Here is a 24,798-nt window from a genome sequence, read left to right as displayed (position 1 = left end):
TTATACGTATCCTTTCTGAAGACACCCTCCGGCACATCACTACCGGAGGGCGTTTTGCTATATGGGTCAGATGGAATTGCGGCTCTGGCGGAAGCGGTAGGTACCAAGACCAAGCTCACGCGGGCCCTGTTTGAGTTCTGCCAGTCTTGACTGGTCGATTTCCTGGCCGCTGGCCAGGGCGTCAAGGGCTTCGCGATAGATTTTCGTGACCTTGCCCGTGAATTCCGGCGTGTAGTCCTGCGCCTCGATGCGGTAGGAGGCGATGCCGTTGAATTTTTTAAGATACGGATAGAGGCAGAGATCCTTGGCGAAATAGATATGGTTGCGGCCGAACTGGTCGATGCGGATGGAATGTTTTTCCTTGGCATTGTCCAACAGGGCATAGCGGCGGTCAAGTACCTCGGGGTTGTCGAGTTCGCTGTAATGGGGCAGCGACATGCCTGGGATGTTGTGGTCGCAGATCATAGACTCATAGGAGCCATGGACGATGGTCTCGACGGGAAGCTCGGAGTTTTCGACAATTTCGCGCAGCTGCTCGAAGGAGAGCTCCAGCGAGGAGCAGGCCTGGGTAAGGCCATTTTCCTTGAGGAATTTGGCGGCCAGATGATTGAACAGGTTGAAGGAGACATCGGCCTGGATTGGCAGCTGGGTGTACTGCTTGGCAAGCTTCAGCGAACCGAGGTTGCTGACCATGATGCCGTCGGCGGCAAGCTCCGGGCGGGAGGCAAGCGCCGTCAGGAACTGCTCAAGCTCGCCACATTCGCGGCGCATGGTCGTGCGCGGCGTATTGATGACGACTTTGGCCTTGCCCTTGGCATAGGCGATGATGTCGGCGTATTCGGACAGCTTCCATGGATGGAAGGGGCGGAAGGCCTCGCCGCCTACGTAGATGACATCGGCGCCGTTATCGACAGCAGCCTTTGCCGCGTCAAGGGTGTTCACGCGGACACTCAGCGTGCGGTGAGCAGCGTTCTCCTTCTGGATGTCAGCTTCTTTCTTGAGGATCTCATCCTGGAAGCCAGCTTCCTTGACGGCATCGCTGAAGAAACGCGGTTCGCGTTCACCGGTCATGCCGATATCTTTCTTGGTCGGATTGCCGAAGGCAAAGGTCGTCGTGAAGTCGCGGGCGCGGTTCTCGTAGAGGCTCTTCCAGCCTTCCTCGTCGACCTGATAGCCCATGGGGTCAGCCAGATAGGCATCGATGGCCTTGCGGTAGGTGGAGACGATGCGGCGGATGAACGGTGCCGGACGCATGCGGCCCTCGATCTTGAAGGAGAAGACGCCAGCCTGGATAAGCTGAGGAATTGAGCGGTACATGCACATGTCCTTGAGGGCCAGCTTGTAAGCGCCGTCGCTGTCCTTGTCCAGGACTTCGCCCGTTTCCTCGTCAATCAGCGAGTAAGCCCAGCGGCAGGGTTTGAGGCAGCGGCCGCGGTTGCCGCTCTGGCCGAAGACGACGCCCGAGTGGATGCACTGGCCGCTTTCACTCATGCACATGTCGCCATGCATGAAGTATTCGACCTCGATGCCCGTGCGCTCACGGAACAGGCTGAGCTCGGAAAGGGTCATCTCACGGCCGACAACGATGCGCGTGATGCCGTATTCCTTGAGCTTCTCGATGGCGTGCTCGTTGTGGGTGTTCATCATGACCGACGTATGGATGGGGATGTCGATACCCATCTCATGGACGAGCTCGAGAACGGCGAAATCCTGCACGAGCAGAGCATCCGGCTTGATTTCGTTGAGGTAGGCGAGGTACTCGCGCAGGGCCGGAATTTCTTCGTCGCTGATGAGGTTGTTGAGGGTGATGTAGAGCTTGACATCATGCTCGTGGGTATAGGCGATGGCCTTCTTGAGCATCTCGTCGTCAAAGTTGAAATCGCCTTCGTGCATGCGCATATTAAAGTGCTTGCCGCCGAGGTAGCAGGCATCAGCACCTGACTCAACACCAGCTACAAGCGCATCCCAAGTGCCCGCTGGTGCCAAAAGTTCAACAGATTTACGATTCAAAATCATAATAGGTAAAATACTCCTTTAAAAATAAATGATATCTATATATGATAGTCCTAATTCATAAGTATAACAGGAAAAGGAAAGAGCTTCAATATATATGAAAGGATAAAGCAGAAATGCCCCAAAAAACAAAAAGCCTCTGCCGCTGGGGCAGAAGCTTACAAGAGGAAAATGTCAGCTGATGGTGCCAGTCAGACTGATATCCTGGCCGCTGGCGGCTTTCCATTCGGTGTTATCTGTGTAATGGAGATAGATGACTTTGGCACGGAATTTTTGCCCGTTGTCAAAGCCGTGAAGCGTCCAGGTTCTGGTGTTTTTCAGCGTTTCGCCCGGAGCAATTGGCGATTCGCCGCTGCCGTGGTAACATGTAGCCTCATTGATACTGCTCTTTATCAGCAGGCCGTTACTGTCGAAGGCATAGACAACGATGCGATATTTATCGATGGTCTTTTCGGCATCGGTGTTGCGGATATCGAGGTGCAGCTGCGGTTCACCCCAGGAATTTTTTTTGATTTGGATTCCGTCCAGGGCGATTTGTGGCGTATTGGGGGCTGGCTGAGCTTTTTTCGGAGCTTCTTTTTGCTCCTGCTTAGGCTGCTGCTGTTGTTCTGCTGCTGTTGGCTGTGCTGCCGGGGGGTCGGCATGTTTTTTGTTATGAATTCCGATGGAGCCGAAAATAAGGATAATAAGTACGAGGATTCCTAGCATAATTTTTTTGCCTGTGGAATATGGTTTAGCTGGAATATTTTTTTTTGACGGCATAGCGGGTGGGGAAGAAAGTGTGTTGACAACTTTTGTGCCGCATTTTTTACAGAAAATGGCATTGTCGGGGAGCTGTTCCCCACAATTTTTACAGAACATATTGAAACACTCCTTTATAAAAATAAAGTCCATAGTTAAAAGTAGCATGGAAGATTAAAAATAACCCTTGAAGAACTTTAAAAGTTTCTTGGAAATCGGGAAATGGGATATTCTCGGTGGTGAGCAAAGGAATAATCTTAAGGTAAACCAAAGAGAAAACAATTAGTTGACGATACGAGCGGAGGTGTTTATAATGAAAATTGTTTGCGGGAGGTTATTATGGAACAAAACTTTTTTCGCGAGCTGGCGCGGACGTTGTCGCGCCTGCAAGGCGGACGGTTTGCTGGCGCAGTTATCATGCGGGCCGATTGGCAGCTGATGGAGGATGAATCCGTGGCGACGGCTGGCTTGGAGGTGCTAAAGGACCGGCATGGATTATTCCAGGTGCGATGCACAGCTGGAAAGGAAGTGCTTGAGGTGACGATGCTGTTAGGCCGCTATCAAAAGCAGCTGCCTGACAAGTCAAATTTGACAAGTCAATTGACCGGTCAAAATGACTTGTCAAATTGGCAGGTGGGATCGGCAGTAGTGCAGGCGTTTACGGAGGCCGTTGGCGATACGAACTGGATTCATCAAGGGGAACAGCCGATCATTCCGGGGCTTTTGCTCATGGAAAAGCTGCTAGGTGAGCGCCCGGCAGGAAAAAAGCTGCTTTCGCTGCGGTTTTATCATGCGATGACAGCCGGAACTGTTTTGGTTGACTGGTCCGCGGGAAAATTTTTCCAGCAGGAGCAAATGACGGCGGCTTTTCGTTGGCAGTAACGAGGCATTGATTTTATTTTTTGAGGATAAAGGCAGGTTTTTGACATGCAGAGAGAAACAACCATGACGTTAACAGAAGAAAAATTTACGACGCGGCAGCTGACGAAGATGGCACTTTGTTTGGCCTTCTGTTGTGTATCGGCATTCATTTCGTTTCCACTGCCGTTCACGCCGGGACTCGTGACGGCGCTGACGGTGGCGCTGACGGTGACGGCGCTCGTGCTGCCGCCAAAGCTTACGTTTATCACGATTGCGGCCTATGTGTTCTTAGGCGCGGTGGGCCTGCCGGTATTCCCGGGCGGCATGGGCGGCCTGGGCCGTCTCTTAGGGCCGACGGGCGGCTTTTACTTTGGCTGGCCGTTTGTCTGCCTGCTCGTCAGCCTGCTCAAAGGCAAGGCCATTTCATTTCGCCGTTATGCGCTGGCAGCTGTGCTCGCCGGTGTGCCGCTCACCTATGTCGGCGGCCTTATCTCGATGATGCTCGTCATGAAAGTCGGTCTTTGGCAGGGGCTTATTATGGCAGTGTTCCCATTTATCCCCGGCGATATCATGAAGGCACTGCTGGCGGCATTTATCGGCGTGCGCGTCAATAAGATGCTTGAGAACTTTTAAGCATGCAGGACGTATATGTACTCGATGTGCTGCGGACACCGATTGTCGGCAAGAACGGAAAGTTTAAGGCGATACGGCCCGAGGTGCTGGGCGCTGAAGTCATAAAATCACTGTTGCAGCGTTGCAGGCTTACGGCAGTTGATGGTATCCTCGGTGGCAATGCCGTCGGCACGGGCGGCAATATCACGCGGCTTATGGCGCTGCTGGCGGGGCTGCCCGAGGCGGTGCCTGCCTGCACCGTTGATATGCAGTGCGCGTCAGCGGCCGCAGCTATGGCGATGGCCTATGCAAATATCGCCTGCGGGCAGGGGGAGCTTTGGCTCGCTGGCGGTATGGAAAGTTCGTCGCTGCAGCCACTGCGGACGTATGCACCCGCCGATGAGCGCTATAAACTCGTGCCGGATGGTAATGGGGAATACTATACGGCGCAGTTTGCACCCGGTGATATGGCGCCCGATACGATGCTGCGCGGGGCAGAGCGGGTGGCGGCTGAGGAAGGTATTACGCGCGCAGAACTTGAAGCATGGGCAATGCGGTCGCACGCGCGCGCGGCAGCAGCTGCAAAGACTGGCGTCCTGCAGGATAGGATTGTGCCGGTTCAAGGCTGGTCGTGTGACGACGGCATCCGTCCGCGTATGAGCTGGCGGTTGCTCAGCCGTTTGCCGCTGCTTTTGGGGAAAGGCACGACACTTACGGCGGGGACGGCCTGCTGCATCAATGACGGAGCGGCCTTTGCGGTGCTGGCATCAGGGGATTATGTGCGGCGTCAGGAACGGCGGCCGCTCGCGCGTATCGTCGGGAAGGCAGCGGTTGGCGGCGATCCTACCCAGAGTCCGCGCGGGGCCATGCGCACGGCCGATGTATTGCTTGCGCGGCTTGGCTGGCGCTACGAGGATTTGCAGGCTATTGAGTTTAACGAGGCCTTTGCGGTCATTGATGTGTTGTTTGAGCGTGTGCATCCGGACTGCGTGGCAAATTACAACCGCTTTGGCGGAGCGCTGGCCTATGGTCATCCGTACGGCGCGTCGGGGGCAATACTGCTCGCGCATCTGGTGGAATCTTTGCGCTCTGCTGGCGGTGGCCGCGGCATCCTGTCGATTGCCGGTGCGGGTGGCATGGGTGAGGCAATTGCATTGGAGTTGGTAGAATGAATTATTATACGTTATTACAACATGGGGCATCACGCCAGCCGGAGAAATTGTTTCTCGTTGTGGATGGAGAGGAATGGAGCTATCAACGGTTTTTGCGGTTGGTTCGGCAGCTGACCGGTCAACTCGCAGAACGCCTGCCGCAGGGGTTGGCTGGGGCCGATGTTTTGCTGCTGGCGGATACCTTTGCCGGTCAGTTGGCGGGCTTTTTGGCCTTGCAGGCAGTAAAGATGCGGCCTATCCTGTTGCATCATGGTTTGTCCCCTGGGGAAGTGCAGGAAATCCTGCGGGAAAACCGCTTGCAGGGGCTTTTGACCCTTTCGGTCAAATCTGACAAGTCAGCTTTTGACCAGTCAAAATTTGACCTGTCATGGGAAGAAAACGCGTGTGAAAGGGTGAGACATGAGGCGCCGGATATTCTTGGGGTACTGAGCTCTGGTACGACGGGGGCGCCCAAGGTAATGTATCGTACCTACGAGAGTTGGGCGGGGTTCTTTCCCGTACAGAATTCGATTTTTCATGTCGGTCATGATTCGCGGCTCTTTTTGCAGGGGAGCCTTAGCTTTACGGGCAATCTCAATTCCCTGCTGGCGGTTCTCTATGAAGGAGGCAGCATCATTACGAGCGAGACGATGCACTGCCGCCGCTGGGGGAAGCTTATACGCGGGTGGGCGGTGGATGTAATTTACCTGATTCCCACCAAATTGCAGCTGCTGGCGGCGGCGCTAAAGGAACCATTGCCCGATGTGCAGTCCCTGTTTACAGGTTCCCAGCTTTTGAGTGCGCGCAATATCTGCGATTTACAACGGCTTTTGCCCCAGGCGCAGCTCCTTCTCTACTATGGGGCAAGTGAGCTAAACTACATCTCCTATGCGATTTGCGCGGATCCCGGGCGCGACAGCCGCAATTTGGGGCGGCCCTTCCCGGGAATTGGGGTTACGGTGCACGATGGCCTTATCTATGTGGATACACCCTATCATGTGAGTGGTGCAAAGATTCCCTTTACGGTAAAGGATACGGGCTATCTAAATGAAAAGGGAGAATTGATTTTTGAAGGCCGCCGGGATGCCTGGGTGAATAAGGGTGGCGTCAAAATCAGCATACTGCGGGTAGAGAACGAATTGCAGGCGGTGGTTGGCATCCGCGAAGCGGTGGTGTTGCCTTGTGCCGATAAGCTGCGTGGCAGTACGTTGGCGGCCTTTATCGTCCGCGATGAAGGTGCTGAGGAGTCTGCCCTGCGGCGGGCAATCCGAAAATCGCTAAAGCCGGTGGAGGTTCCCAGTGTCCTTTGTTTTCTGTCCCAAATGCCTTTAAATGACCGTGGCAAGGTAAATCGTCGTGCATTGCGAGAAAAATTGGAAAATTATTTGACAATAAGCGAAAACAATAGTAAAATAAGTGTCAGTTAAAAAAGAATATCGCGATTGGATCAGGTGTCGAAAGACTTAATAGGGAAGCCGGTAAAGTCCGGCGCGGTCCCGCCACTGTAACAGCGAGTGACTCCGCAGATATGTCACTGGAGAGGGAAAAAGCCTCTTTGGGAAGGCGCGGAGAAGCGATGAACTGGAGCCAGGAGAACTGCCTGATTGACGATCACCGTTTGACCTGCGAGCGATGGGGATGGGGATCTTGAACGATTTAGTTTAGAAAGAGTCAGGCTTTTACCTGACCGTTAGGACTGAATGTTTTTCAAGATGAGCCCATTTCCGCATGCCGCAGGGAATGGGCTCATTGTGGTATGTATTCTCGCTGTTCTTGACTTTAGGCGAAAGGTTTTTCCTCATGGAATCTTCTGTGGGGAAGAAATTGCTCATACATTTCATTCAGTTCTATGTATTGGCTGCCTTTGTTGCAGCAAGGGTCTCGATTTGTGGAAGGATCGAGACCCTTCTTTTTTTGCCTGGGCGGATGAAATGGAGCATATATTATTCTACCTTTAAAGGGGGAAATGTATATGAGTAATGAAACAAAGACACAGACAGAGTCGGAACTCGACCTGCAGGCCATCTTGAAGAAGGCTGAGCAGCAGACCGAGTTCCCCGATGTACCGCTCGACGAGTTTACGCCGCCGACGTATGAAGAATGGAAGGAGAACTGTATTACGCTCCTGAAGGGAGCACCCTTTGAAAAGAAGATGTTCACGAAGACCTACGAGGGCATCACCTTTGATCCCATGTACTTCCGCAATACCACCGAGGAAATCCTTCCACGCACGTCCTTCCCCGGCATGGATGATTTCCTGCGTGGGTCCCGGCCCAATGGCTACATCAAGTCGCCCTGGGGCATTGCCCAGGCCTGCGATGAGACGATGCCTGCCGAGAACAATGAGCTGCTAAAATACGAGCTGGAAAAAGGCTCGACGATTTACCATATCAAACTTGACCAGTCAACGCTTACCGGTCAGGATGCCCGTGAGGCGGAAAAGCCCGGGGACGAGGGCTGCAGCGTAACGACGCTGGATGACCTCCATGTATTGCTGGATGGCTTAAAGCTTGACGAGCATCCGCTGTACATCTATGCGGGGCAGACGGCCCTGCCAATGCTTTCCATGGTGGCGGCGGTGCGCCGGGCATCGGGGAAAGACATGCAGGCGGTCCGCGGCTTTATCGGTGCTGACCCCATTGGCGAGCTGGCCGAGCGGGGAACCCTGGCGGCAGCCCTTAGCGACCGCTATGACGAAATGGCGGAGTGCGCCAAATGGGCTATCGCCAATGCACCGGGCCTGCGCACCATCATGGTTCGCAGTGACGTCTACAGCCGCGGCGGTGCCAGTGACATCCAGGAAGCCTCCTATACGATTGACACGGCGGTAACCTACCTGCGGAAACTGCAGAAACGGGGGCTTTCCATTGATGAGGCAGCCAGCCAAATCTTGTTCGGCTTTTCCATGGGGGCCAATTTCTTCCTGCAGATTGCCAAGCTCCGCGCTATGCGGCCCATCTGGGCACAGATCATCGCGGCTTTTGGCGGCAATACCGAGTCCCAGCGCATGCATGTCCATGCCAGACCAGCACTTTTTTTCAAGACGGTCTATGACCCTTATGTCAACATGCTGCGCAATACCACGGAAATCTTTTCGGGGGTTGTCGGTGGTATCGACTCCTTTGAAAATGCCCCCTTTGACGAACCGATTCGCAAGGGCGACGTGTTCTCGCGCCGCATTGCCCGCAACGTGCAGATTATCCTGCAGGAAGAGTTCGGCCTCTTGCAGCCCATTGATCCGGCCGGTGGTTCCTGGGCAGTAGAAACGCTGACGAAACAGGTCAAAGAAAAAATCTGGGTGGCCTTCCAGGAAGTGGAAGGCGCCGGCGGCATCGTGGAGGCGCTGAAGGCGGGGACACCTCAGCAAGCCATTGGCGAAGTGCTGGCGGAGCGGTTCAAGAATGCGGAACTCCGGCGCGATCGCATCGTCGGCAACAACATGTATCCGAATATGACGGAAAAACTTCTCGACCCGCGCACGGAGGATTGGGCCGAGAATAAGAAACAGCGTACCCAGGCCATTGAAGCCTATCTGGCCGATATCGACGGCAAGTACCATGAGGAGAAACTGGCGGCAATGTCGGCAGCCGAAACGGACCGGGTGCCGGCGGCCATCGCAGCTGCTGAGGCAGGCGCAACTCTGCCCGAGCTCTGGGGCACACTTTCTAAGGCTGGTGACGTGCCAAGTGTCGAGAAAATCGCACCCCATCGCTGGAGTGAACGCTTTGAGGCCCTGCGTCACCGCACGGAAGAATATGCGGCGGACAAAGGCGACAACGTGCGCATCTTCCTGGCTAACATGGGCCCAATTCCTCAGCATAAGGCCAGGGCAGATTTTACCACGGGCTTTTTGCAGGTGGGTGCCTTCGAGGTACTGCGCAACGATGGCTTTAAGACCACGGATGAGGCGGCCGCCGCTGCGGCTGAGTCCGGGGCTGATGCCGTGGTTATCTGCTCCACCGATGCGACGTATCCGGAAATCGTTCCCGATTTAGCTCCCAAACTTCATAAGGCGCTGCCAGCGGCAACGGTCTATCTGGCCGGTGCCGCACCGAAAGAATTGCTCGAGACCTATAACGCGGCGGGCATCGATGATTACATTTCGGTACGGGCTAATTGTTACAAAATCCTGCAGTTCCTGCAGCAGAAGAAAGGAATGATGGCATAATGGCAGCGTTTAAGAATCCTGATTTTACGAGCATGGACCTGCGGGAGGCACCGCAGCATACGAAAGAAGAGTGGCAGAAACTCTTTGAAGAGCAGGTCAGCGCCAGCTATGACGAAATGACCGCGCGTACGATGGAGCACATTCCGGTAAAACCCTTCTATAACCATGACGAATACGACCACATGAATCATCTCGATTTTGCCAGCGGCATCCCGCCGTGTCTGCGGGGACCCTATTCGACGATGTATGTATTCCGTCCCTGGACCGTCCGCCAGTATGCCGGCTTTTCGACGGCGGAGGAGTCCAATGCGTTCTACCGCCGCAACCTGGCCGCTGGTCAGAAGGGCCTGTCCATTGCCTTTGACCTGCCGACCCATCGCGGCTACGATGCCGATAATCCGCGCGTGCTCGGCGATGTTGGCAAAGCCGGCGTTTCGGTCTGCTCGATGCTCGATATGAACATCCTGTTTTCGGGCATTCCGCTCGACCAGATGTCGGTATCGATGACGATGAACGGTGCGGTGCTGCCAATCCTCGCGTTTTATATCCAGTCGGGAATCGAGCAGGGCGTTGACAAGTCAATTATGGCGGGCACCATCCAGAACGATATCCTCAAGGAATTCATGGTGCGCAACACCTATATCTATCCGCCTGACATGTCCATGCGCATCATTGGTGATATCTTTGAATATACGACCAAGAACATGCCGAAGTTCAACAGCATCTCGATTTCGGGCTACCATATGCAGGAGGCCGGTGCTACGGCGGATATTGAGCTGGGATACACCCTGGCAGATGGGCTAGAATACCTGCGCACGGGTATCAATGCCGGGCTGGCTGTTGATGCCTTTGCTAAGCGTCTGTCCTTCTTCTGGGCTATCGGCAAGAACTACTTCATGGAAGTGGCCAAGATGCGGGCAGCCCGCGTGCTCTGGGCCAAGATCGTCAAATCCTTTGGCGCCGAGAATCCAAAATCCATGGCCCTGCGCACCCATTGCCAGACCTCGGGTTGGTCCCTTACGGCCCAGGACCCCTTCAACAACATTTCCCGCACCTGCATGGAGGCTATGGGCGCAGCCCTTGGGCACACCCAGTCCCTCCATACCAATGCGCTGGATGAAGCCATCGCCCTGCCGACGGACTTCTCGGCTCGTATCGCCCGCAACACCCAGCTCTACATCCAGGATGAGACGCGGGTCTGCAAGATCATCGACCCTTGGGGCGGCTCGTATTATGTTGAGGCATTGACCAACGAGATCATCCGCCGGGCCTGGGCCCATATCCAGGAGGTCGAGTCCCTGGGCGGCATGGCCAAGGCCATCAGCACGGGGCTGCCGAAGATGCGCATCGAGGAGGCGGCGGCCCGCCGTCAGGCCAAAATCGATTCGGGCAATGAGACTATCGTGGGCCTCAACAAATACCGCCTTGACAAGGAAGACCCGCTGGAAATCCTTGCCATCGACAACACGGCGGTGCGCCAGGCCCAGATTGAGCGCCTGGAGAAATGCCGCAGCGAGCGCAACGACGACGATGTGCGCCGCGCGCTGGAGGCCATCACGAAGGCCGCCGACAGCCGCGACAACGGCAACCTGCTGGAATGCGCCGTGGAAGCTGCCCGGGTGCGCTGTACCCTCGGTGAGATTTCCGATGCCGTCGAGAAGGTTTCGGGCCGCTATCAGGCCGTCATCCACACGATTTCGGGGGTTTATTCGTCGGAATTCACGAACAAGAGCGCGCTCGAAAAAGCCCGCCATATGGCTGATGAATTCGAGGAACTCACGGGCCGCCGGCCGCGTATCTTTGTCGCCAAGATGGGCCAGGATGGCCACGACCGCGGCCAGAAAGTCATTGCGTCAAGCTTTGCCGATATGGGCTGGGATGTCGATGTAGGGCCGCTGTTCCAGACGCCGGAGGAAACCGCCCAGGATGCCGTCGACAACGATGTGCATATGGTTGGGTTCAGTTCCCTGGCTGCTGGTCATAACACGCTCTTGCCGCAGCTAGTCGATGAACTCAAGAAACTGGGCCGTGAGGACATTATGGTGGCCATCGGCGGCGTCATTCCGGTGCAGGATTACGATTTCCTCTATGAGCACGGTGCCGTGGCCATCTTTGCCCCAGGTACCAATATCCCTGAGGCCGGCTGCAAGCTGCTGACGCTGCTCATCGACCGGGCGAAGGAGGAACTGGCGGAAGAATAGGGAGGTAATAAGCATGGCACAGAAATATTCGGTCAGCAAGCCGAGCTGGGTGCCAGAAGAAAAGGATGAGAAATTTGCCTGCTCGGTCATGGGCGGCATCGAAGGCATCAAGGACACGACCGTCGGCAATATCAATCCGGCCATCCAAAGCGGCAAGCTGCGCCCGAAACGGCGCCTGGTGCTGACGGAGGACGAGTACGTCGAGGGCGTGGCGCGCGGTGACCGCATGACCCTGTCCCGGGCCATCACGCTCATTGAGAGCAACAGCCCGCGCCATTTCAAGAAGGCCCAGCGGGTGCTCCAGCGGCTCCTGCCGCGCACGGGCAAGGCTCTGCGCATCGGCATCACAGGCGTTCCGGGTGCCGGCAAAAGCACCATGATTGAGGCTCTGGGCAATATGCTTTGCGATGAGGGGCATCGCGTGGCCATCTTGACTGTCGATCCGACGAGTTCGGTCACCAAGGGCTCTATCCTTGGGGACAAGACGCGGATGGGAACGCTGTCAAGACGGCCCGAGGCCTTTATCCGTCCGTCACCGGCCGGCGGGACACTTGGGGGAGTGGCCCGCAAGAGCCGGGAGACCATGCTGATGTGTGAAGCTGCCGGGTATGATATCATCCTCATCGAGACCGTAGGCGTCGGCCAGTCAGAAACGACGGTGCGGTCCATGGTGGATTTCTTTATGCTTGTCGTATTGACCGGAGCGGGGGATGAGCTGCAGGGCATCAAAAAGGGCATCATGGAACTGGCTGATGCCATTGTCATCAACAAGGCCGACGGGGATAACCTCGTAAAGGCTAAGGTGGCCAGGGGCGAATTCGAGCGCATGATTGAATACATCCGTCCGGCTACACCAGGCTGGCCTACCCATGCCTATCTGGCATCGGCCATCGAAAAGACAGGACTCAAGGAACTATGGGAAGTCATGCAGGCCTTTGAACAACTGACCAAGAAAAGCGGCGTATTCCAGAAACGCCGCGATGGTCAGCTGCTGGATTGGATGCACAGCATGATTGACGAGCATTTGCATAACCTGTTCCTCGAAGACCCGGTCATCAAGGGGAGAATGCCGGAGATCAAGGATGCCGTGTTGGGGGGCACGATTTCCCCGACCCAGGCGGTGGCCGAGTTCATCCGCATGTTTGATGTGCAGCGGGCGGCCGCAAGGCAGGACGATTTGTTCCATCCGCGGGAAGAGAAGGGAGGCGGCCGTTAGGCATGTATACGAAAAAGATTTACTTTTCGGGGGGCGATTTCCACGAATTGCAGGCCGTATTCACTGGCTTGCCCGGCGTCCTATCCACGCGGACAGGCTACCTAACGGGAGAGGGTAACGACGATGAGGTGCATGGCATCGAAGTCGAGTACAATCCGAAAAAAGTGGATCTCTCCATGCTTATGGATATCCTGTTCACCGTCGTGACGCCATACCGTCCCGACGGTCAAGGCAAGGCGGTGGGCAAGGCTTTCCGGGCTGGTGTCTGGTATACCGATGCCGAAGACGAGCCACATCTGCAATTTTACATGCACTTTTTGGCCAATCGCGGCAAAGCTCCGGCGGCAACAGCAGCTGGACTCACCATCAACGACCCCAACAGCAAAGCCGTGCGCAAATGCTACGCCAAAGCCACCTCGCTGAAAACCTTCCGCGAAGCCGCCGAAGAGCATCAGCAGTACTTTGCCAAACACCCCGACGCCGAATCGTTTATCGACTGGAAATCGTTTCGGGAGCAGGTACGGTATTAGGTAACAAAATAAATATGGGAAGCAATCGGTAGAGGATAAAGAGAGCCGGCAATCAGAGTAGTCAACTAGACAGCTCTGATTGCTGGCTCTTTTGGTGGGGACAGAAAACTTCTTGACGAGGGATAAAATCTTTCTAAATAGAGGAAAAAATAGTATAATTATTATCAGCAAATTATGGTTGGTTTAGTACGGCAGGAGGAATGGAAATGAACAAGACTACAATGGAATTTGTTGTTTATATGATTCATGCCTGTGCGAATATGTGGAATTTGTCCCCTAAGCAGGTTTACCAAAAACTTCAGGCAACAGGTTGCATCGACGAGTATCTTGTTCCCAATTACGATATCCTCCATACACAAGGGAGCGGTTATCTGGTCGATGATATTAGGGAATATTTACGGATAAGAGGGGTGAAGGTATGATCGTATATCATGGTTCCACAGAGATTATTCGGCAGCCTGATGTTCAGCATTCCTATCGTCCGCTTGACTTCGGGCAAGGATTTTATGTCACCACGGTAAAAGAACAAGCCATGCGTTGGGCACGAAGAAAATCTGCTTTACAGAAGGGAAAAGATGCTATCGTGAATTGTTACCAGATGGCAGATGATATTGGCGGTTTGAAGTATAAGACATTCCCTGACGATATGGTGGAATGGATTGATTTTGTATGCCGCTCTCGTGATGGTGCGCTTGATTATAAAGAGTATGATATTATTTCTGGTAAAGTGGCCAATGATAAAGTTTTTCGGGTAGTGGATTTGTATCGTACCGGCATTTGGGAAAAGGATAGGGCGTTGAAAGAAATCAAAGCATATCCTAATTATGATCAGATAGCATTTATCACTCAAAAAGCTATTGACCAGATATTGGTGTATGATTCTTACTTTGAGGTGTGAGCCATGGACGATAAAATCTTGGAACAAGTATATCAGGAAAAGCTAGAAGAACGCATCATTGCCCGAATTGCGGAAGAGAAAGCAATCCCATTGGAAAAAGCTATGAGTATCTATTACAGCAGCGACTTGGCGGATAAGATTCACCAAGGGGTAGAGGGAATCCAGTATCTTGATTATAAGGTATTAGTGCAGTTGCTGGAAGAAACAGAAGGTTAGAACTGATAACTTTGTTAAGACTGCTGCCTTAGCGGATGGATTTACAATCTATGTGCAACAGCACATAGCGTAAAATAAAATAACGCATAGACCTCTGGTATAATGGTGTTTGCTACAACCCATTTCCAGGAGAAACTATGCGTCATTACAAACATCTTACACTATATGAGAGAGAAAAGCTACTATTTCTTCGAGCCAAGGGCTATTCCATAACAGGCTGGAATACACCAGTCTCTTGGAGCATGTGAAGCACAGGCTGCTCGAATGTCAGTGGTCTCCAGAAGAAATCGCCGGACGGCTGAGAGCCGAATATGGCAAGTGCGTAATAAGCACCACGACCATCTACCGTGCAATATACAGTGGATGGCTGAACGCCCCCAAAGCCTCCACGGCAAGCGTCATAAAGAAATTGAGGCACCGTGGCAAGCGCAGGAGGAAGCGCTCCGCTGATGAGAAGCGTGGCAAAATCCAGATCAGCCACGATATTACAGAACGCCCGGTAGGAGCCGAAAACCGTTCAGAAATAGGTCATTGGGAAGCTGATACTGTTGTTGGCCAGCAAGGAAAAGCCTGCCTTGTAACCCTTGTCGACCGAAAGAGCCGCTATCTTATGTGTGGCAAGGCTGACAAGAAAAACGCTCAGGCTGTCAGCAGGACAATGATAGACCTGCTTATTGGTGCTAAGGCTCTGTCTGTAACGCCCGACAGGGGCAAGGAATTCGCCCGTCATGCTGATGTAACAGAATACCTAGATGGCCTGCCATTCTATTTCCCGCAGCCGCACCAGCCGTGGCAGAGAGGTTCCAACGAGAATACCAACGGCCTGCTTAGAGAATATTTCCCTAAGGGCAAAGACATAACAGAAATCTCTGATGACTACATACAGAGAAAAGTAGCTATGATGAACTTACGCCCTAGGAAATGTCTTAATTACAAAACACCATATGAGGTCCATTTTGAGAAAGTGTTGCACTTAGCTTGACAATCCGTCGTATATTGACGACTCAACTCCCGAATGATGATTATACGGATGTTGATAAGGAACGTGTCGTTGTAGGCTTGTTTATCATAGGAAGGATAGAACCAGCCGAAAATGATAACGACCGTATTTATGCCGTGGAAAAGGATGATTATCTCCTTTCTTTTACATTCGAGGAAGCAAAACGATTTAAGTATTGGGATATTGCAAGCACTAGCACCAATCCAGATAATTTATGGGGAAGTGGATTGTATAGAAATTTGGATGATGATATGGCGATAGAGTTTTTGAAAAAAGCCATTGATATTAAAAAGGATGTGGCAGAGAAAGAAAAGGCTAGGAAATTCCTGCACCATTATTGTGAAATCAATGGACTAACAGTTGAAGCAGTATAGGGGGAATATGTGATGAGTTACGCGGGTAAATGGGCAATTACTATAAATACGACAAAATCTCGTACTGATGGACGCAAATTGATGATGCCGCACCAACAAAATGCAGTGGACGCATTAAATGAATATTACGATATGTCTGGGACACAGAAATCTTCTCAAAGTGGACTGTTGATAATGCCAACAGGAAGTGGAAAAACTTTTACCACAATTACCTGGCTTATGGAAACTGCAATTCCTGCGGGATATCGTATAGTATGGTTTGTACATAGACAAGGTCTTGTTGAACAGGCGGTACAAGAATTTTGCAGAGTGGCACCGATTCTCTCTGAGCGTGGCATTAGCAAGATTAAAATACTGCCTGTTTCAGGTCAGCATGCCAGTATGTCGCAAGCATGTGGGTTTGATATTAATGTTTGCTCGATACTGTCAGCTGCCTCAAAGAAAGGTTGCCGATTTATAAAACGAATGCTTGGGGCTCAAGGTGCACGTAAAGTTGTAGTTGTTATTGATGAAGCACATCATGCACCAATGAATTCATACCAAAAGGTATTGGAGGTTATTAGACGTGTAAATCCTGCCATGGTGTTATTGGGGCTAACTGCAACTCCAAAACGTTTACAGGATAATCAGCAATTACTCAAGATGTTTAACGTTGAAAAGAATGTTGAAAAAAGAGGCAAGGGATTTATTTATGAAGTTACACTGCAGCAACTAATACAGTATGGATATCTTGCTGTACCACATTATGAACGTGTGGATACAGATATCCATGGTGATAGTGCATATTCATTAGACGCAAAGAGTATTGAGTTTTTTGAGAAATTTGGAGAATTGGGAGAAGGCATACTTGAGAAAATTGCACAATCTAAAGCGAGAAATATGTGTATTGTTAATCATTACCTTAAAAATAAGAAACTCTACGGAAAGACGCTGATATTTGCCATTAATCAAGAACATGCTCAAAAATTATGCGAAGAGTTTCAGAAAGCTGGAGTGTCATGTAACTATGCAATATCTAACCGCCCAGATAGTCGTGAAGTTATAGAGGATTTCCGGAGAAATAAATATAGCGTATTGATTAATGTACAGATTATGACTGAAGGTAGCGATGTTCCTGACATACAGACTGTCTTTATGACACGTGAAACTAATAGTGATACATTATTTATGCAAATGGTAGGGCGAGGGTTACGGGGCACGTATGCAGGTGGAACTAAAGATGCGTATATTGTAGACTTTCATGATAATTGGGAGTTGTTGCATTTCTGGTTTAAGCCCGAAGGATTGGATATTTTTAATATTGAGGATGAGAGTATAGAGGAAAGATTAGCTGATCAGGATCCTATAATAGAGGAATCTGATTCTGAAAAAGATGAGGGAGAGGAGAATGAGGAGGAAGAGCAAGAGGAAAAAGATGGCATTGAAGAAATTCCTGAAGAAGTCATAAAAGAAATGCATAAGATTGTTGATGAGAATTTGAAAACAAATTGGGAGGTTACGAATGAAATTCCGCATTGGCCAGTTGGATGGTATGGATTAAATAACCATAATGCAATTCTCGTAATGAACGATCAGCTGGAAGGATACCATGATATGCAGAAATTCCTTCATACGATTATTGCTGGCCGTATTTCAAGTGCGCAGATACAACAGAATTATTTTATTGAAGGTTCTATCCCGTCTGACGCAGATATGAAGAATATAATTGCACATATCAAAGAATATAAAGAAATGCCACCTTATTTCGAGCTGGCCTATATAGATGAATCAGACCCACATTCTGTAGCAGATAGCCTAGTGGATATTGACAAAAACAATATAGAAAGATTAACCAAAGAAGCACTTTTGTTGATTCGTGAATTTTATAATATGTCCCATCAAATGCAGAAGTTATATCCTACAATAGGGGCGTACAAACGAGCGATTGAAAATGTTCTTTCCGCTTACCGTCAAGCAGCTTTGATTGAAGAGGATGAGCGCAAGGAATTTAATTGCATACCTGACTATTATGATATAAATGAATTAGCAGACGAAGTATATAAGGCATATCCAAAGTTAAGGACGGCAAATTTGCAGAGCATTACTTGGAGTGAACGGGTAGTAAAATCATGGCTTGGTAAATGTTATAACCTTGGTGATAATAAATTTAAGATTCGAATCAATAAATTGCTGTCTTCACCAGATGTTAGTAGAGAGGCTATCAAGTATGTAATTTATCATGAATTGCTTCATGCGAATGGACTTTGGAATCATGATGGAATATTCCGAGATACAGAGTGGTCATATCCAGACTCTGAGATGTGGGACAGTGAACTGGATACGCTATCTGAGCGTTATAAAATTGACTATCAGAGATTGAAGAAAGAAAATAGCCCTGTGGTATCGAAATCCAGCCAGGGGGTGGGCAAGTCGTCTAATCTTACGGATAAAGATGAAATGTTCAATCCCAAAGCTAAGGGAGTGGAGGCTGGATATAAATATTGTCGAAATTGTGGGCATAAGCTTCCAGAGGCAACAAAGTTCTGCGACAAGTGCGGAGCGTCAACGCAGTATGAGTAAGATTGAGGCTTCAACATTAGGTCACTTGGGAAATGCTGAATAATAAACTTTAAGCCAGCCAGCCTCCGTCCTCCGATAATGTCCTGACAGCTATCAGTGACGGAAGGTGGGCTGGCACCTGAGGGGGGTGAGCTGCCCGTCCCCCGATAGCCAAGCGTCAACCCTGAAACCGGAGTTTGTCAAGAGAAGTGTGTAAGTTTTTTTGCCATAAGAAAAGCGGTCCGAAAGGGCCGCCTTTTCTATAGGGAAAAAGCTTAATATTGCTCGTATTTTAACATCCGTGCCTGAATCTTCTCATCTACTGCAAGCTGGTTTCGTACCATAGACCACCGCATAATGGGATGCCCCTGCCATTTTTTGTATAGCTCCAGAATACGCAGATAAAGAATCTTGCGAACGGCGTTTTCATGGGGGAATGCACCTTTTCGGGTTACTTTGCGGAAGCTGGAATTAACGCTCTCAATGGCGTTGGTGGTATACATTACGCGGCGTACGGCACTGCCGTAACGGAAAAGCTGCTCTACATGCATCCAGTTCCTTTCCCATACGCCCACAGCTCCAGGATATTGTTTCCAAGCTTCCTTGAACCGGTCAAATTCAGCAATGGCCGTTTTGAGATTAACGGCACCATAAATTTTCTTAAGCTGGGCTGTAAATCCTTTGTAATCCTTGGACGGGATATACTTGATGGAATTGCGAATAAGGTGCACAATGCAGCGTTGTACTACGACCTGCGGGAAGATGGCCTTTGCCCCTTCTTCCAGACCAGAAACGCCGTCCATGCTGATAAAAGCCACGCCTTCGACACCGCGGGCCTTGATTTCGTCAAAAATCTGCATCCAGTTGTGCTTTCCTTCGGTGTCGCTAATCCATAAGCGACGGATTTACAATCTAAGTGCAACAGCACATAGCGTAAAATAAAATAACGCATAGACCTCTGGTATAATGGTGTTTGCTACAACCCATTTCCAGGAGAAACTATGCGTCATTACAAACATCTTACACTATATGAGAGAGAAAAGCTACTATTTCTTCGAGCCAAGGGCTATTCCATAACAGGCTGGAATGCACCAGTCTGTTGGATCATGTGAAGCACAGGCTGCTCGAATGCCAGTGGTCTCCAGAGGAAATTGCTGGACGGTTGCGAGCTGAATATGGCCAATGCGTCGTAAGCACCACGACCATCTACCGTGTTTCCGCAGCCTCATCAACCTTGGCAAAGGGGCTCCAACGAGAATACTAACGGCCTGCTTAGAGAATATTTTCCCAAGGGCAAAGACATAACAGAAATCTCTGATGATTGCATACAGAGAAAAGTAGCTATGATGAACTTACGCCCTAGGAAATGTCTTAACTACAAAACACCATATGAGGTCCATTTTGAGAAAGTGTTGCACTTAGCTTGACAATCCGTCTCCTTTATGGACTGGGAAGTGAAATGATGATAAGTGAAGGGAAAATACTTGGGGTGAGTGATGATATGATTAAATTGTTTATAAAACTTTCCATATTGATTATGGCTTTGATGTTTTCAACAGCGTCTTATGCACTGGCTGATGGGGCTCCGGCTGATTATACGGTTTGGGATAGAATGCCTGCTGAAGCTGAAGTTAATGTGAGAATAAAAATCGAGAATCCGTTAACGCTTTATGCGGCTCCTAATAGTGATAACGTAACGGGGAATATTTCTTCAGGAGAAATTGTGAATCGCATCTCTTGTGTAGTGTATACCCACCCCAATCGGCATGCCGTTCGAGTGGAAAAAACTGTGCAGGCGTATAAATATCAATCGGCATCATCTGAAAAAATAACGCTTTATCCGGGGACAATTATCTATTTGTTGCAGTACACAGGCGAGGGAACGTATCTCGGATACTGGAATGGGCAACTCCTTTGGTGGCTGGAAGGCTATAATATCAGAGGGGTCAATACTGCGAATTCATATGCAGTTTGGGGAAGTTATATTGGTGAGGCAACAGATCGTTCTCTAGGTATTGATTTTTGGATGTGCCTTAGAAAGGCAGATGGAACGGTCGGCTGGGTTCATCCTAAGGAATACCCGCAAAGTACTTTCAAGTATTATTGGAAAGATTGATGTTTTTGACATGCTTCATGATGGCGATTTGCAAAATACGGCTATCTATGTTACACTTTAACGTATCGTGACGATGAAAAAGAAGAGTAGGCTCGCAGAACATCTTTAGAGAGTCCCCGGTTGGTGGAAAGGGGACGGTGCGGCGGGGTGAACGTTCGCTTTGGAGTCTTTCGGAGGAAATGCCGGACGTAGGACTGCGTTAAAGTCATTTGAGTGAAAAATCAGGGTGGTACCGCGAATTTATGCCTTCGCCCCTCGTGCGCTATTGCGCAAGGGGCGAGGGCTTTTTTGATATTAGGAGGTTATTCGATGGAAGAGAAGATTGCACAGCTGAAGGCCGAAGCTGCCGCAGCCGTCAAGGGCGCCGCTGATGTGGCTGCCTTAAACGATATCCGCGTCAAATATCTGGGCAAGAAGGGCGAGTTCACCGCGATCCTGCGCGGCATGGGCAGCCTTAGCCCGGAGGATCGTCCGAAGGTCGGCGCTATTGTCAACGCCGCTAAGGGCGAGATTGAAAGCCTTATCGGTGAGCAGAACAATGTCCTCAAGGCCAAAGAGCTTGAGGCACGCCTTGCCAGCGAGAAAATCGATATTACGTTGCCGGGCCGCAATGTGCCGATGGGCCATCTGCATCCGCTGACGCTGACTCTTGAGCGCATCAAGGACATTTTCGTGCACATGGGTTTCAGCGTTGAGGAAGGCCCAGAGATTGAGCGCGACTACTTTAACTTTGAGGCACTGAATCTGCCGAAGGATCATCCGGCCCGCGATATGCAGGATTCCTTCTATATTACGGAGGAGATTCTCATGCGTTCGCAGACCTCGCCAGTTCAGGCTCGCACGATGCAGAGTAATGAACCGAATAAACCGATTCGCATGATTGCACCGGGCCGCGTCTACCGCCGCGATGAGTACGATGCTACCCATTCCCCGATGTTCACCCAGGTCGAAGGCCTGGTCATTGATGAGGGCATTAGCCTGGCAGACCTTAAAGGCACGCTGGAACTCTTCCTGCATCAGATTTTCAATGAGAACGTCGGCGTTCGTTTCCGTCCGAGTTTCTTCCCGTTCACGGAGCCGTCGGCTGAGGTCGATATTTCCTGTGTCATGTGCCATGGCGAAGGCTGCAAGGTCTGCAAGGGCACGGGCTGGCTCGAGATCCTCGGTGCTGGCATGGTTCATCCCCATGTCCTCGAGATGAGCGGCTACGATCCGAAGAAGGTCAGCGGTTTTGCCTTCGGCATGGGCGTCGAGCGTATTGCCATGCTATCCTACGGTGTCGATGACCTGCGCTTGTTCTACGATAACGACACGCGTTTTCTGAGCCAGTTCTGAGATTGAGGAGGTTATACGATGCAGGTTTCCATTAAATGGCTGAACGATTACATTAAATTTAACGAGACGGCAGAAGAGCTTGCCGATAAATATACCATGTCCGGCGTGCCGGTCGAAAACGTTATCCGTGCGGACGAAGGTCTTGACAAGGTGGTCACGGGCCGCATTGAAAAGCTTGAGGCTCATCCGGATTCGGATCATCTGCAGATCTGTCAGATGAATGTGGGCGAAAAAGATCTCATCCAGATCATCACGGGTGCCCAGAATGTCAAAGAGGGCCAGGTTGTGCCGGTAGCTATGATTGGCGCCCATCTGCCCAACGGTCTGCACATCAAGAAGGGCAAACTGCGCGGCCTGCCGTCAAACGGCATGCTCTGCTCGGCGGACGAGCTCCACATGGATCTTGATAAGCTGCCCGAGGAGCAGAAGAACGGTATCTATATCCTGCCTGCTGATACGCCGGTAGGGGTTCCGGCTAAAGATGTGTTGGGCCTTGACGATGTGGTGCTGGAGTTTGAGCTCACGGCCAACCGCGGCGACTGCTTCAGCGTTATGGGCCTTGTGCGTGAGGCCGCTGTGCTTACGGGCAACGAGCCCCACTATCCGGAAATCAAGGTCAACGAGGACGATGAGGCAAGTGCTGCTGACATGGTCAAGATTGACATCGAGGCCAATGACCTCTGTGACCGTTTCTCGGCCCGCGTGCTGAAAAATGTCAAGATCGGCCCGTCGCCGGAGTGGATGCAGCAGCGCCTGGAAGGGGCTGGCATCCGCGCCATCAACAACGTCGTCGATGTCACGAACTTTGTCATGATCGAGCTGGGGCAGCCGATGCATGCGTATGACTATGATGAAATCAAGGGCCATCACCTGACGGCTCGTGTCGCCAAGGCTGGCGAGAATCTCCATACCCTCGACGATTCGTCGCGGGTAGCCAAGGGCACGGAGCTCGTCATTGCTGACGATGAGAAGCCGGCTGGCCTGGCTGGTGTCATGGGCGGCCTGGAGACGGAAGTCACCGAGAAGACCACGACGGTCGTTCTCGAGGCAGCATCCTTCTATGGCCCGAACATCCGCCGCACCTCCCGCAGCTGCGGCCTGCACTCCGAGGCATCGGGCCGCTTCGAGCGCGGTGTCGATGTGACGAATACGCCGCGTGCTCTCGACCGTGCTGCCCAGCTCTTGCAGGAAATGGGTGCCTGCACGGTTACGAAGGGCATCGTCGATGTCTATCCGGCACCGAAGGCCCCGGTCACTATCGACTTCACGGCGGAGCAGATCAACAAGCGCCTGGGCACGAAGCTGGCTGGGGCCAAGATGGTGGAAATCCTCGAGAGTCTGGGCTTTGGCGTTGAGGAGAAGGGCGCGGAGGTCTACACGGCTACGGTTCCGTCCTGGCGCAATGACTGCACCTATATGGAAGACCTTTCCGAGGAAGTTTCCCGCATCTATGGCTTTGACAACATCCTGTCGACTTCGCCGCGGGGCAGCATCATGCAGGGCCGCCAGAGCGACCGCCAGAACTTCATCGATAAGATCAAGCATGTGCTGGCAAGCCTGGGTATGACCGAGGAGCTGTCCTTCAGCTTCACGAGCACCGAGATGTTCGACAAGATGCAGGTGCCGACAGACAGCCCGCTGCGCCAGGCTATCCCCATCATGAACCCGCTGAACGACGATGCACCGCTGGTCCGCACGAGCCTGCTCACAAGCATCATGGAAAATACCGTGCGCAACTTTGCGCGCAAGAATACCGATATCCGACTGTTCGACGTGGCGCCGGTATTCTTCCCGAAGGCACTGCCGGTCACGGAGCTTCCCGATGAGGTCGTGAAGCTCACAGGCCTTATCACGGGCCGTCGTCATCCGTTTGGCTGGAACCAGGGAAATGAGATGGTGGACTTCTACGATATGAAGGGCATCGTCGAGGAGCTCTTCCGTGCTCTGTCGATCTCCGGCTACACGGTTGAGGCGGGCGAGCATTTCGCCCTGCATCCGGGCAAGACGGCCCTCTTCAAGAAGGGCCGCGAGGTGATCGCTACGGTGGGCGAGCTGCATCCGGCAGTCGCTGCCAACTTTGGCATCAAGCAGAAGGTCTACCTTTTCGAGATGGATGTCGAGACGCTGATGAAATACACGGCGAAGAACTTCCACTACGAGTCCCTGCCGAAATATCCGGCCATCGCCCGCGACCTGGCTATCGTCGTTGACGAGTCGGTGGCCGAAGGCGATATCAAGACGGTCATCGAGAAGAATGGCGGCAAGTTCTTCTGCGGCGTGACGCTGTTTGACGTTTACACGGGCGAGCATGTGGCCGCAGGCAAGAAGAGCCTGGCCTTCAACCTCAAGTTTCAGTCCAAGGACAAGACCCTGACCGATGAGGAGGCCGATGCAGGCTTCAACAGCATCCTCAAGGCCGTTGAGGACAAGTTCCAGGCGGAACTGCGCGCGTAAGAGGGAAATCATGGCAGAAGAAATGAAAAAACAAGCGGAACGGGTTTTGGTGGAAATCTACGGTAATACGTATCCGCTGAAAACCGATGACCCAAAGCATATGCTTAAGCTGGCAGCTGACCTCGATAAGCGTATGAAGCAGATGGCACGGGTAGTGCGCAGCTTCGATGAACGCAAAATTGCCGTTTTGACTTGTTTGCAGCTGGCAGAAGAATTTGATAAGCTCAAGCAAGACTATAATGAACTTGTAGAGCTTCTCGAGGAAAAATAAATAATACCAAATGACTCCCAGACGTAAAGTCTGGGAGTTTTTCTATCATATAGCAGGAAAATAGTGAAGTTTGTCGAATTGTAAAAATAGTCCCAAGATGTGA

The 24,798-nt window shown here is 51.6% G+C and carries 20 protein-coding genes, 3 pseudogenes, 1 riboswitch and 1 other annotated feature; of the genes and pseudogenes, 19 read left to right on the top strand and 4 right to left on the bottom strand.

The genetic code is table 11. The features are described from left to right. Window positions 1-66: 66 nt before the first annotated feature. The 3 genes and pseudogenes from BLQ36_RS06415 to BLQ36_RS13655 all read right to left on the bottom strand — a co-directional run. The gene (locus tag BLQ36_RS06415) at window positions 67-2,016 is read right to left on the bottom strand and encodes a peptidase U32 family protein (RefSeq protein WP_074514706.1); all 1,950 of its coding nucleotides are present in this window, start codon (window positions 2,014-2,016) and stop codon (window positions 67-69) included. A 171-nt stretch (window positions 2,017-2,187) separates the two neighbouring features. Continuing rightward, window positions 2,188-2,721 carry a hypothetical protein gene (locus BLQ36_RS06410; protein ID WP_318260928.1) on the bottom strand — a complete coding sequence of 178 codons (534 nt, stop codon included), beginning with the start codon at window positions 2,719-2,721 and terminating at the stop codon, window positions 2,188-2,190. A gap of 87 nt (window positions 2,722-2,808) precedes the next feature. Next, a pseudogene (locus BLQ36_RS13655) lies at window positions 2,809-2,874 on the bottom strand (zinc-ribbon domain-containing protein); the annotation flags it as partial. A 219-nt stretch (window positions 2,875-3,093) separates the two neighbouring features. Here BLQ36_RS13655 and BLQ36_RS06405 point away from each other — a divergent pair. From BLQ36_RS06405 to BLQ36_RS06335, 14 genes are all read left to right on the top strand, one after another. After that, window positions 3,094-3,636, top strand: coding sequence for a hypothetical protein (locus tag BLQ36_RS06405; RefSeq protein ID WP_074514703.1), 543 nt, complete (start codon window positions 3,094-3,096; stop codon window positions 3,634-3,636). Window positions 3,637-3,681: 45 nt separating this feature from the next. Then, on the top strand, window positions 3,682-4,248 hold the full coding sequence (locus BLQ36_RS06400) for a biotin transporter BioY (RefSeq protein ID WP_074514702.1): 567 nt from the start codon (window positions 3,682-3,684) through the stop codon (window positions 4,246-4,248). A gap of 2 nt (window positions 4,249-4,250) precedes the next feature. After that, window positions 4,251-5,399 (top strand): acetyl-CoA C-acyltransferase, encoded by a 1,149-nt coding sequence (locus BLQ36_RS06395; RefSeq protein ID WP_074514701.1) that lies wholly within the window; start codon window positions 4,251-4,253, stop codon window positions 5,397-5,399. Beyond that, window positions 5,396-6,805 carry an AMP-binding protein gene (locus BLQ36_RS06390; RefSeq protein WP_074514699.1) on the top strand — a complete coding sequence of 470 codons (1,410 nt, stop codon included), beginning with the start codon at window positions 5,396-5,398 and terminating at the stop codon, window positions 6,803-6,805. Before BLQ36_RS06395 ends, BLQ36_RS06390 begins: the two co-directional genes overlap by 4 nt. Window positions 6,806-6,810: 5 nt before the next feature. Further along, window positions 6,811-6,997, top strand: a riboswitch (cobalamin riboswitch). Between the two features lie 353 nt (window positions 6,998-7,350). After that, the gene (locus tag BLQ36_RS06380; protein WP_074514696.1) at window positions 7,351-9,546 is read left to right on the top strand and encodes a methylmalonyl-CoA mutase family protein; all 2,196 of its coding nucleotides are present in this window, start codon (window positions 7,351-7,353) and stop codon (window positions 9,544-9,546) included. Then, on the top strand, window positions 9,546-11,747 hold the full coding sequence (gene scpA, locus BLQ36_RS06375) for a methylmalonyl-CoA mutase (RefSeq protein ID WP_074514695.1): 2,202 nt from the start codon (window positions 9,546-9,548) through the stop codon (window positions 11,745-11,747). Before BLQ36_RS06380 ends, scpA begins: the two co-directional genes overlap by 1 nt. A gap of 13 nt (window positions 11,748-11,760) precedes the next feature. After that, window positions 11,761-12,963, top strand: a complete 1,203-nt coding sequence (meaB, locus tag BLQ36_RS06370) for a methylmalonyl Co-A mutase-associated GTPase MeaB (RefSeq protein ID WP_074514693.1) — start codon at window positions 11,761-11,763, stop codon at window positions 12,961-12,963. Between the two features lie 2 nt (window positions 12,964-12,965). After that, window positions 12,966-13,493, top strand: coding sequence for a peptide-methionine (S)-S-oxide reductase (locus BLQ36_RS06365; RefSeq protein WP_074514691.1), 528 nt, complete (start codon window positions 12,966-12,968; stop codon window positions 13,491-13,493). 206 nt (window positions 13,494-13,699) lie between these two features. Then, the gene (locus BLQ36_RS06360) at window positions 13,700-13,915 is read left to right on the top strand and encodes a DUF3791 domain-containing protein (protein WP_074514689.1); all 216 of its coding nucleotides are present in this window, start codon (window positions 13,700-13,702) and stop codon (window positions 13,913-13,915) included. Next, window positions 13,912-14,391, top strand: a complete 480-nt coding sequence (locus tag BLQ36_RS06355) for a DUF3990 domain-containing protein (protein ID WP_074514687.1) — start codon at window positions 13,912-13,914, stop codon at window positions 14,389-14,391. The genes BLQ36_RS06360 and BLQ36_RS06355 overlap by 4 nt, the downstream gene beginning before the upstream one ends. A 3-nt stretch (window positions 14,392-14,394) precedes the next feature. After that, window positions 14,395-14,607, top strand: coding sequence for a hypothetical protein (locus BLQ36_RS06350; protein WP_074514686.1), 213 nt, complete (start codon window positions 14,395-14,397; stop codon window positions 14,605-14,607). Between the two features lie 244 nt (window positions 14,608-14,851). After that, window positions 14,852-15,589 (top strand): IS30 family transposase, encoded by a 738-nt coding sequence (locus tag BLQ36_RS06345; RefSeq protein WP_318260935.1) that lies wholly within the window; start codon window positions 14,852-14,854, stop codon window positions 15,587-15,589. Next, window positions 15,586-15,981 carry a hypothetical protein gene (locus BLQ36_RS06340; protein ID WP_074514684.1) on the top strand — a complete coding sequence of 132 codons (396 nt, stop codon included), beginning with the start codon at window positions 15,586-15,588 and terminating at the stop codon, window positions 15,979-15,981. Before BLQ36_RS06345 ends, BLQ36_RS06340 begins: the two co-directional genes overlap by 4 nt. A gap of 12 nt (window positions 15,982-15,993) precedes the next feature. After that, on the top strand, window positions 15,994-18,540 hold the full coding sequence (locus tag BLQ36_RS06335; protein WP_074514682.1) for a DEAD/DEAH box helicase family protein: 2,547 nt from the start codon (window positions 15,994-15,996) through the stop codon (window positions 18,538-18,540). A gap of 254 nt (window positions 18,541-18,794) precedes the next feature. Here BLQ36_RS06335 and BLQ36_RS06330 read toward each other — a convergent pair. Further along, window positions 18,795-19,415 (bottom strand): annotated as a pseudogene (locus tag BLQ36_RS06330) (transposase); the annotation flags it as partial. 318 nt (window positions 19,416-19,733) lie between these two features. Here BLQ36_RS06330 and BLQ36_RS13590 point away from each other — a divergent pair. The 5 genes and pseudogenes from BLQ36_RS13590 to BLQ36_RS06305 all read left to right on the top strand — a co-directional run. Next, window positions 19,734-19,946: pseudogene (locus tag BLQ36_RS13590) on the top strand (transposase); the annotation flags it as partial. A 35-nt stretch (window positions 19,947-19,981) separates the two neighbouring features. Further along, window positions 19,982-20,635, top strand: coding sequence for a hypothetical protein (locus BLQ36_RS06320; RefSeq protein WP_318260927.1), 654 nt, complete (start codon window positions 19,982-19,984; stop codon window positions 20,633-20,635). Window positions 20,636-20,699: 64 nt separating this feature from the next. Then, window positions 20,700-20,894: a binding site (T-box leader), on the top strand. 50 nt (window positions 20,895-20,944) lie between these two features. Next, the gene (gene pheS / locus BLQ36_RS06315) at window positions 20,945-21,970 is read left to right on the top strand and encodes a phenylalanine--tRNA ligase subunit alpha (protein ID WP_074514681.1); all 1,026 of its coding nucleotides are present in this window, start codon (window positions 20,945-20,947) and stop codon (window positions 21,968-21,970) included. An 18-nt stretch (window positions 21,971-21,988) separates the two neighbouring features. After that, entirely contained in the window at window positions 21,989-24,424 is a 2,436-nt protein-coding gene (gene pheT, locus BLQ36_RS06310; RefSeq protein ID WP_074514680.1) for a phenylalanine--tRNA ligase subunit beta, read from the top strand. Window positions 24,425-24,434: 10 nt separating this feature from the next. Beyond that, window positions 24,435-24,695: a cell division protein ZapA gene (locus tag BLQ36_RS06305; protein WP_074514679.1), complete on the top strand. Its 261-nt coding sequence runs from the start codon at window positions 24,435-24,437 to the stop codon at window positions 24,693-24,695. Window positions 24,696-24,798: the final 103 nt, after the last annotated feature.

The organism is Selenomonas sp. WCT3, assembly GCA_900100835.1.
In the GTDB taxonomy this organism is placed as follows: Bacteria; Bacillota; Negativicutes; order Selenomonadales; family Selenomonadaceae; genus Selenomonas_A; species Selenomonas_A ruminantium_E.
Note: the sequence above shows the minus strand (reverse complement) of the source record. Positions and strands in the feature narration are given on the sequence as shown.

What these genes read in the sequence shown, in the direction of transcription:
- BLQ36_RS06415 (WP_074514706.1), bottom strand. Translation starts at nt 2,016, where the DNA reads ATGATTTTGAATCGTAAATCTGTTGAACTTTTGGCACCAGCGGGCACT.
- BLQ36_RS06410 (WP_318260928.1), bottom strand. Translation starts at nt 2,721, where the DNA reads ATGCTAGGAATCCTCGTACTTATTATCCTTATTTTCGGCTCCATCGGA.
- BLQ36_RS06405 (WP_074514703.1), top strand. Translation starts at nt 3,094, where the DNA reads ATGGAACAAAACTTTTTTCGCGAGCTGGCGCGGACGTTGTCGCGCCTG.
- BLQ36_RS06400 (WP_074514702.1), top strand. Translation starts at nt 3,682, where the DNA reads ATGCAGAGAGAAACAACCATGACGTTAACAGAAGAAAAATTTACGACG.
- BLQ36_RS06395 (WP_074514701.1), top strand. Translation starts at nt 4,251, where the DNA reads ATGCAGGACGTATATGTACTCGATGTGCTGCGGACACCGATTGTCGGC.
- BLQ36_RS06390 (WP_074514699.1), top strand. Translation starts at nt 5,396, where the DNA reads ATGAATTATTATACGTTATTACAACATGGGGCATCACGCCAGCCGGAG.
- BLQ36_RS06380 (WP_074514696.1), top strand. Translation starts at nt 7,351, where the DNA reads ATGAGTAATGAAACAAAGACACAGACAGAGTCGGAACTCGACCTGCAG.
- scpA (WP_074514695.1), top strand. Translation starts at nt 9,546, where the DNA reads ATGGCAGCGTTTAAGAATCCTGATTTTACGAGCATGGACCTGCGGGAG.
- meaB (WP_074514693.1), top strand. Translation starts at nt 11,761, where the DNA reads ATGGCACAGAAATATTCGGTCAGCAAGCCGAGCTGGGTGCCAGAAGAA.
- BLQ36_RS06365 (WP_074514691.1), top strand. Translation starts at nt 12,966, where the DNA reads ATGTATACGAAAAAGATTTACTTTTCGGGGGGCGATTTCCACGAATTG.
- BLQ36_RS06360 (WP_074514689.1), top strand. Translation starts at nt 13,700, where the DNA reads ATGAACAAGACTACAATGGAATTTGTTGTTTATATGATTCATGCCTGT.
- BLQ36_RS06355 (WP_074514687.1), top strand. Translation starts at nt 13,912, where the DNA reads ATGATCGTATATCATGGTTCCACAGAGATTATTCGGCAGCCTGATGTT.
- BLQ36_RS06350 (WP_074514686.1), top strand. Translation starts at nt 14,395, where the DNA reads ATGGACGATAAAATCTTGGAACAAGTATATCAGGAAAAGCTAGAAGAA.
- BLQ36_RS06335 (WP_074514682.1), top strand. Translation starts at nt 15,994, where the DNA reads ATGAGTTACGCGGGTAAATGGGCAATTACTATAAATACGACAAAATCT.
- BLQ36_RS06320 (WP_318260927.1), top strand. Translation starts at nt 19,982, where the DNA reads ATGATAAGTGAAGGGAAAATACTTGGGGTGAGTGATGATATGATTAAA.
- pheS (WP_074514681.1), top strand. Translation starts at nt 20,945, where the DNA reads ATGGAAGAGAAGATTGCACAGCTGAAGGCCGAAGCTGCCGCAGCCGTC.
- pheT (WP_074514680.1), top strand. Translation starts at nt 21,989, where the DNA reads ATGCAGGTTTCCATTAAATGGCTGAACGATTACATTAAATTTAACGAG.
- BLQ36_RS06305 (WP_074514679.1), top strand. Translation starts at nt 24,435, where the DNA reads ATGGCAGAAGAAATGAAAAAACAAGCGGAACGGGTTTTGGTGGAAATC.